The following is a 1,747-nucleotide window of genomic DNA, read 5'->3' on the forward strand; positions in this document are numbered from 1 at the left end:
GAGTGGGCGTCGACCAGGTACTTCGCCCGGATGAGCGTGGCGAGCTGCCCGAGGTTCATCTCGGGGATCACCACCTTGTCGTATCTGTGGAGCACCGCCGCCAGGTTGCGGGGGAAGGGGTTGAGGTGGCGCAGGTGGGCCTGCGCGATGGACTCCCCGGCCGCGCGCAGCCGGCGCACGGCCGCGGTGATCGGCCCGTACGTCGATCCCCAGCCCAGCACGAGCGTGGACGCGCCGTGCGGGTCGTCGACGGCGATGTCGGGCACCTCGATGCCGTCGATCTTCGCCTGGCGGGTGCGGACCATGAAGTCGTGGTTGGCCGGGTCGTAGGAGATGTTGCCCGTGCCGTCCTGCTTCTCGATCCCGCCGATCCGGTGCTCCAGACCCGGGGTGCCCGGCACCGCCCACGGCCGGGCCAGGGTCTTCGCATCCCGCTTGTACGGCCAGAACACCTCACTGCCGTCGTCCAGGGTGTGGTTCGGGCCGGACGCGAACCGCACACGCAGATCCGGGAGTTCGTCCAGCTCGGGGATCCGCCACGGCTCGGAGCCGTTGGCCAGGTAGCCGTCGGACAGCAACATCACCGGCGTGCGGTACGTCAGCGCGATCCGGGCCGCCTCCAGCGCCGCGTCGAAGCAGTCCGCCGGCGTCTTCGGCGCGATCACCGGGACCGGGGCCTCGCCGTTGCGGCCGTACATCGCCTGGAGCAGATCCGCCTGCTCGGTCTTGGTCGGCAGCCCGGTAGAGGGGCCGCCGCGCTGGATGTCCACCACCAGCAGCGGCAGCTCCAGCGACACCGCGAGACCCACCGTCTCCGACTTCAGCGCCACACCCGGACCGGACGTCGTCGTCACCGCCAGCGAACCGCCGAACGCCGCACCCAACGCCGCCCCGATCCCGGCGATCTCGTCCTCGGCCTGGAAGGTCCGCACACCGAAGTTCTTGTGCTTCGACAGTTCGTGGAGGATGTCGGAGGCCGGGGTGATCGGGTACGAGCCGAGGAACAGCGGCAGATCCGCCTGCCTGCTCGCGGTGACCAGCCCGTACGCCAGCGCCAGGTTCCCTGAGATGTTGCGGTAGGTGCCCACCGGGAACGCCTTCGCCGCCGGCGCCACCTCGTAGGAGACCGCGAAGTCCTCCGTCGTCTCCCCGAAGTTCCAGCCCGCCCGGAACGCGGCGATGTTCGCCGCCGCGATCTCCGGCTTCTTGGCGAACTTCGACTTCAGGAACTTCTCCGTGCCCTCCGTCGGACGGTGGTACATCCACGACAGCAGACCCAGCGCGAACATGTTCTTGCTGCGCTCGGCCTCCCTGCGGGACAGGCCGAATCCCTTCAATGCCTCGATGGTGAGGGTGGTGAGCGGGACCGGGTGCACGTGGTAGCCGTCGAGCGAGCCGTCCTCCAGGGGGTTGGCCTCGAAGCCGACCTTCCGCATGGCCCGCTTGGCGAACTCGTCGGTGTTGACGATGATCTCCGCGCCGCGCGGCAGGTCGGCGATGTTCGCCTTCAGGGCGGCCGGGTTCATCGCGACGAGCACGTTGGGCGCGTCCCCGGGCGTGAGGATGTCGTGGTCGGCGAAGTGCAGCTGGAAGGACGACACGCCCGGCAGGGTCCCTGCGGGGGCACGGATCTCGGCGGGGAAGTTCGGCAGCGTCGACAGGTCGTTGCCGAAGGACGCCGTCTCCGACGTGAACCGGTCACCCGTGAGCTGCATACCGTCCCCGGAGTCGCCCGCGAACCGGATGA

General features: G+C 69.5%; 1 protein-coding gene. It reads right to left on the reverse strand.

Annotated features, from left to right (window positions below; all coding sequences use genetic code 11):
• Window positions 1-1,745 (reverse strand): 2-oxoacid:acceptor oxidoreductase subunit alpha (locus ACFY01_RS46705; protein WP_390741876.1); only part of this gene is annotated, 1,745 nt, incomplete at its 3' end.
• Window positions 1,746-1,747: the final 2 nt, after the last annotated feature.

Origin of the sequence: Streptomyces sp. NPDC001480, from assembly GCF_042894725.1 — a bacterium.
Taxonomy (GTDB): domain Bacteria; phylum Actinomycetota; class Actinomycetes; order Streptomycetales; family Streptomycetaceae; genus Streptomyces.